We start from the raw sequence: 6,027 nt of genomic DNA on the forward strand, positions 1-6,027 counted from the left end.
CGAATAAACTACACTAAAATTTAGTCGGATTTAACTGTAGCATATTTTGCGTTAAAGTTAAGATGCGTTTACCCTGGCCTGCTAAGGGCTGTTCCCTCCTTATGATAGATAACACTGATGTCGGTAAACCTGTTATATTTGGAGTATGTAGGCAAGTTTCCTGACTACAGGTACTTGCACGTAAATGAGTCAGAGTGTCTGCTTCGAGACTATACTTCGGCGAACAACTACCAAACCACACCTTAATGCAAGTTATGAACAGCCAAAAAGTCAGCGTAATCATTCCTGCATTCAATGCTGCCGACACTCTGGCCGAGACAGTTGCTTCCGTACTCAATGGCACCCACAAGAATCTAGAAATTTTAATTGTTGATGACTGCTCTACTGACGCTACTGACAAAGTTGCTGCTAAGCTGGTCGAGCAAGATTCGAGAATTCAATACTTCAGGAATCCCCAAAATTACGGGGTTTCTAAGTCGAGAAATTTAATGATATATCGCGCCATAGGCGAGTATGTAGCGTTTATCGACAGCGACGATACCTGGGAACCCCATAAGTTAGAAGTTTGTTTGAAGATGCTCGCAGACAATCCCGAAGTCAAAGCTGTGGCTCACGCTTTGCGATATTTAGACAAGCACGGTAAGAAGTTGAGTTATATTCCCACCTATCCTACAACTAAAGCAGAAATGCAGGCGATTAAGGAGACAGGCGAAAGTCCTTGGGTTTTCCCGTCTTCTGTTGTAGTCCATCGCTCCATTCTTCTCAAAGAAGGGGGGTTTGCAGAAAATTGGCAGGTAGGAGAAGATACAGAATTATTTACCAAACTTGCTCAAAAGTACGGCTTGCTAGCGGCGACAGAACCTTTGGGAAATTATCGAATTAGAGGAAACTCTCTCACGGATAAGCACTGGCTGAAGAAGCGCATAGCTTCTGATTGTGTCAAGGAAAACCAATTGCGGCGCTTGCGGGGAGAAAAAGAGTTATCACTCCACGAGTACGAACAGTTATGTTTTAAAAATTTGCCGCTTTTACAAAGGCTTAACAAATTTAGAGAAGTTTTGGCACTGCACTACATGAGAAAGCTGGGACAAAGTTGGTTAAATCAGGAGATTTTGCCTACTATTGTTTACGGCATCGCTACCACATTGCTCAATCCTCAAGCTACTGTACACAAGTGGAAATGGATGAAGACTCACGAAAAGTTGAGTCATCAAACCGCAGAAGGTATCAGTCATTCGCCACAATTAAACCCCCAGCGATCGTCTGAAATCGAGGGGCTGTCCTAAAGGATGTTATAGTTGTATGCGGGTTTACTCAAGAAATTAGGTGCTGCCAATAAAGCCGAATCAACGCCGATCGCCCAGGGGCTGGTTAATACGCGACATTCGGGTTTTGAGCCCTATTTGACTGTTAATATCCTGTCGGGTCAATTACCCGCAAGACTAGCTACAGCGGCTTGCAGCCGTGCGGTGGGACAGGATATACAAATCTTTGAAAGGCTCGATCGGATGTCATCCTTGATTTATTGTGCCACTAGCTTCAACCCTATACAGGGCGCTAACAGCAGCGATCGCCAGCCGTGCTATTTACCCCCAAAACAGTTAAAATAAATAATGTATAAGTAAAAAGGAAAGTTTGTGGAATTAAAAAATGGGTAGCAAACCCCTTTTTGATGCAGAAAATAAAAGCAAAAATTTATAAAACATTCTGCCTTTTACCTTCAGAGGACGATCGCATTTTTACTTTGAATTAGATTGAATTTATGGACTGGCAAGAAATTTCTGGCAATTGGGTATTAATTCCTTCAAGACCGATCGCGATCGTACATTTTCTCGGCGGTGCATTTGTGGCGACAGCACCCCAACTCACCTATCGCTGGCTGTTAGAGGCTTTGGGGAATCAAGGATATGTTGTTGTAGCAACACCGTTTGTCAATACTTTGGATCATATTGCGATCGCCCGCGATGTCCTCAACAAATTTGAAAATGCCCTCGATCGCCTGCGCGGCACTAAATTGCTCAAATCTTCCTATCTCCCCGTTTACGGAATGGGACACAGCATGGGATGCAAACTGCACTTGCTGATCGGTTCTGTATTTGACGTAGAAAGGGCAGGCAATATTCTGATTTCTTTCAACAATTATGCGGCATCCGAAGCAATCCCCATCGTCGAGCAAATTTCCCCTGTCTTTAAAGTCGAGTTTACCCCTTCCCCGCAAGAGACTAATCGCCTCGTCCAAGATAGCTATCAAATTCGGCGCAATCTTTTAGTCAAATTTAACGGCGACAACATCGACCAAACCCTGCTGTTGACCAAACTGCTGAAAGCACGATTTCCCGACATGATTACCGTTCAGACTCTAGCGGGCAACCATCAAACACCCTTGGGTCAAGATGTTAGTTGGCCTGTGGGTCAAATTTTTACGCCCTTCGACGCGATCGGGCAGTGGGTCAAACAAGAAGTGTATCGAGAATTAAATGAATTAAAACGGACAATTCTGCTGTGGCTGAATCCTCTGTCCCGCGTTTGAGATTTGAGATTTAAAATTGTGGAAATGCTCCCACGGATAAATCTGGGGGGTGGTGATTCAGACACAACCATAAAGTTACAGCTAACGTTCCAGAAAGCCAACTCCTGAGCGGGCTTGGGATGATGGACAGCATATAAAACAGACGCTCCCCTTAACCTATATATCAGCCTGGATTCAGTATTAATACAGTGGCATTTTAGCTAGCGGGTGAGCTTAAATTGTTAAGGGGATGTCTGAGCTATGTACTCATAGCGGCGATGATCCTACTTTTCCGACTTTTCCGACTTGAAAGATCCGACTTTTCCGACTGACTTTAGCCTGAGTGGTTAGTTAACATGGTGATAGGTGCATCTGAGGCTAGGTAAATTACTGCCTAAATTAATCGCCAGTTATTTGTCCACTTAAAATTTCAGGCTCCAGAGATGTTAATTTCTAGTTCTGCATCCATTCCTTCCCCATGCACTCAAGATATAGATTCAGCTTTTTGGAAATTATGGCAGGATAATCAAGATTATCTTTACCGTTGCTGTCGCAAGTGGATGAGCAACCCAACCGATGCTGAAGATGCCCTCAGTCGCGCGATGCTGAAAGCTTGGGAGAAACTAAGAGATTGTACCGATGATATCAAAAATTTTAAGGCTTGGTTAACTAAACTGACTGATAACCTCTGCGCCGATATCCATCGAGAGCGCAACAGAAGTGCAGTAGGAGTTGACAGTTTAGACACCATTGCTCTAGGAAGCCAAACCGAATTAATTAGCCAAGAAGAAACACCAGTTCGCGCTGCTATGCGGGGAGAAGTCGAATTATTTTTTCGCGCCGCAATAGATGAGTTGCCACATAGATTGTGCGAGACTTTTCTTCTCGATTTTGAATCAGGGCTATCTTATCCAGATATTGCAGAACAGCTTGCTATATCCTACGATAACGTCCGCAAGCGAATTTCCCAGGCGCGGGCAATTTTGCGTCAGCGGTTCAATGAAAATTTCGGCGAAGATGGGACTGACTCGGATTTTTCTAATCCTAAGTCCAGGGTTTCTCCTCAGTCTGCAAAAGGGAAAAAGTCTCAGAATATTGTTGAAACAAAACCTGTTACAGAGGAGATTGAAGAAAGAGAAATTGTTGCAGGTGGGGAAGTTCAAGAGCCGGTTTTAGTGAAGGCTCAATCTGATGGGGAGATAAAAGAAAGAGAAATTGTTGCGGGTGAGGAACAGCAAGAAGCGGCAGTGTGTGTTTTGCATCTAGGCGCGAAGGATTATTCGCCCCTACGGATCTTGGCTAATAGTCTGGGGAATGACAGCGAAAAAGCGATCGCCCCTAACCCCTACAGCCGATTGCTTTCTGAGTCTTGGGAAAGCCAAAAAGCTCTTGGTGTGCAGGCAGCATTAATGCTGCCCGCACAGGGCTGTTGTACCATCAGCGACAGCAATCCGCTGTATTCCCAGTTTCTCAACAGAGAAAACCAATACTTGACCGATGTTCGATCGCGAGAAATGCGATCGCGCCAGGGTGCAGGAGGCATATCGCGCAGCGGTGCGTCTTCTGTATCGCCTTTTCTACTGTACAGGAGGATGTGGGCAGACAGTGGCGGCGGCTGGCTTTCTTCGATCTGAAAAATAGGCAGGCAGAAAATCTCTTTAAATCAGTTTTTACAGCGGATTGCTTTCTGACTCTTGGGAAAGCCAAAACCTATTGGCGTGCAGGCGGCATTAATGTTGCCGCGAGCTGCAATCCCCTATATTCCCGCTTTCTCTATGACTGGCGCTGGGCGCGATATGGCGCTAGGCGGAATTTGGCATGGAAAAATTCGGCATCCCTGGTTTCGCCAATCTAGATTTTCAGGAAGAGATGGACTGCGTAGCAGGAATTGGTCAAATCCTCCCTCGAACCGCGTCATCCCCCAAAAGTTATAGATGCCATCTATCTAAAGACTGAATAATTCACAAATCGCCTTCGGGAAACGTCTAACTAATAGAAGAAAAAAAACCAACCCTGGAGTTGAAAAATGATGATTCGTCGTATTGCTTTCGTTAGTGGTCTCGTTATTCTCAATGCTTTTGGTTTCGCTACCGTAGCCCGTGCCGGTGAAGGTGGTATAGCAGGTTCTGCGGCTTTCACTGTTAACAACAATGCGGTTACAGGTGTGGCTGTCTCGGCTGCTGTGGGTAAAGAAAACGCTTCTGCTGCTGCTTTCAACTACAATGCTGCTGGAACTGGCAATGCTTTACAGAACTCAGCTTGGGCTCTGGGTAGTGCAGGGATACAGGCTTTTACGACTGTCGGCAATCCGACTGGTTTCGACGTTACGCCCGTTGCTGACGCCGACAAAGTTAACTTACAAAACAATACCTTTAGTGCTGGAACTGTCACCGTGCAGCTTGGTACCGCTACTGGCAATGCTGTTGTTAAGTCTCCCACTCCCTAGAACGGTTGTGAAAGGTTAGCAGACTAGCTAACCTCGCCCATCAATCAATTTGATCTCGTTTCAGATATCTGATCAGGATCTCAGCGACCCTCCAGCCAGTTAGTCAGCCGATATCCTTATTAATAGGGTGCTTTTATCCGCAATACCTTCTGATGAATAACAGGACATTCCCCAGATGAAACCCATGCTCAATACTTCAAAAACTCTCTATCCAGCCACCTCAATTGTTTTTATCGATGCCGGAGTCGAAAACGCTGAGCTACTCATTGAGGGTGTCATTCCCACTACTGAAGTCTTTGTCCTAGATGGGACGGCCGATGGCATCGAACAAATTAGCCTGGTTTTACAACACCGTCAGAATATCGATGCAGTTCATATTATTTCTCACGGTTCCCCCGGTTGCTTGTATCTGGGAAATAGCCAACTGAGTTTAGATACCCTAATCCACTACGCCCCGCAACTGCAACAGTGGGATGTTGCCAACCTCCTCCTCTATGGTTGTAACGTCGCAGCCGGAGATGCCGGAGAAGAATTTATTGCTAAGTTACACACTCTGACGGGGGCAGAAATTGGCGCTTCTAAGACTCTGACAGGGAGTGCTGCCAAGGGTGGAAACTGGGAGTTAGAGGTAACGACAAATAAAGCAGTTGCTACCTTAGCCTTTGAAGCAGCAGCACTAGAGAACTATCCGGGAATTTTCGTTTCCTTTGTTCCAGGAGAACCCTTTGGAGATGCGTCTAATGCTGTAAGTTTAGGGGATTTAAATGGAGATGGACACCTAGATGCTGTTACTGTTGTAGCACAAAAACAACATTATTATGATGAATTAGATCCTAGTCTTGGTGGTTACAACGGGAATCAAGTTTGGTTAGGAAAGGGTGATGGTACTTTCTCCCCAGGAAATTCCTTTGGATATGGGTCTCAGGGTGTAAGTTTAGGGGATGTAAATGGAGATGGACGCCTCGATGCTGTTACTGTTGGTGGTGAGGAGGGAGATCAAGTTTGGTTAGGAAAGGGTGATGGTACTTTCTCCCCAGGAAATTCCTTTGGATATGGGTCTCAGGGTGTAAGT

General features: G+C 45.4%; 7 protein-coding genes. All 7 read left to right on the plus strand.

All coding sequences use genetic code 11. From position 1 onward, the window contains the following. Positions 1-254 precede the first annotated feature (254 nt). On the plus strand, positions 255-1,286 hold the full coding sequence (locus tag QUA36_RS30465; RefSeq protein WP_333460077.1) for a glycosyltransferase family 2 protein: 1,032 nt from the start codon (positions 255-257) through the stop codon (positions 1,284-1,286). A 12-nt stretch (positions 1,287-1,298) separates the two neighbouring features. Further along, positions 1,299-1,610, plus strand: a complete 312-nt coding sequence (locus QUA36_RS30470; protein ID WP_333168547.1) for a hypothetical protein — start codon at positions 1,299-1,301, stop codon at positions 1,608-1,610. Between the two features lie 152 nt (positions 1,611-1,762). Next, entirely contained in the window at positions 1,763-2,530 is a 768-nt protein-coding gene (locus QUA36_RS30475; RefSeq protein ID WP_333460078.1) for a DUF1350 family protein, read from the plus strand. A gap of 422 nt (positions 2,531-2,952) precedes the next feature. Continuing rightward, positions 2,953-4,143: a sigma-70 family RNA polymerase sigma factor gene (locus QUA36_RS30480; RefSeq protein WP_333460079.1), complete on the plus strand. Its 1,191-nt coding sequence runs from the start codon at positions 2,953-2,955 to the stop codon at positions 4,141-4,143. A 60-nt stretch (positions 4,144-4,203) separates the two neighbouring features. Continuing rightward, on the plus strand, positions 4,204-4,443 hold the full coding sequence (locus QUA36_RS30485; RefSeq protein ID WP_333460080.1) for a hypothetical protein: 240 nt from the start codon (positions 4,204-4,206) through the stop codon (positions 4,441-4,443). A 92-nt stretch (positions 4,444-4,535) separates the two neighbouring features. Then, positions 4,536-4,955: a hypothetical protein gene (locus QUA36_RS30490; RefSeq protein WP_333460081.1), complete on the plus strand. Its 420-nt coding sequence runs from the start codon at positions 4,536-4,538 to the stop codon at positions 4,953-4,955. A 184-nt stretch (positions 4,956-5,139) separates the two neighbouring features. Continuing rightward, the coding region (locus tag QUA36_RS30495; RefSeq protein ID WP_333460082.1) for a DUF4347 domain-containing protein at positions 5,140-6,027 on the plus strand (888 nt) is incomplete at its 3' end.

The organism is Microcoleus sp. Pol10D4 (assembly GCF_036701555.1).
GTDB lineage: Bacteria > Cyanobacteriota > Cyanobacteriia > Cyanobacteriales > Microcoleaceae > Microcoleus.

What these genes read in the sequence shown, in the direction of transcription:
- QUA36_RS30480 (WP_333460079.1), top strand. Translation starts at nt 2,953, where the DNA reads ATGTTAATTTCTAGTTCTGCATCCATTCCTTCCCCATGCACTCAAGAT.
- QUA36_RS30475 (WP_333460078.1), top strand. Translation starts at nt 1,763, where the DNA reads ATGGACTGGCAAGAAATTTCTGGCAATTGGGTATTAATTCCTTCAAGA.
- QUA36_RS30490 (WP_333460081.1), top strand. Translation starts at nt 4,536, where the DNA reads ATGATGATTCGTCGTATTGCTTTCGTTAGTGGTCTCGTTATTCTCAAT.
- QUA36_RS30465 (WP_333460077.1), top strand. Translation starts at nt 255, where the DNA reads ATGAACAGCCAAAAAGTCAGCGTAATCATTCCTGCATTCAATGCTGCC.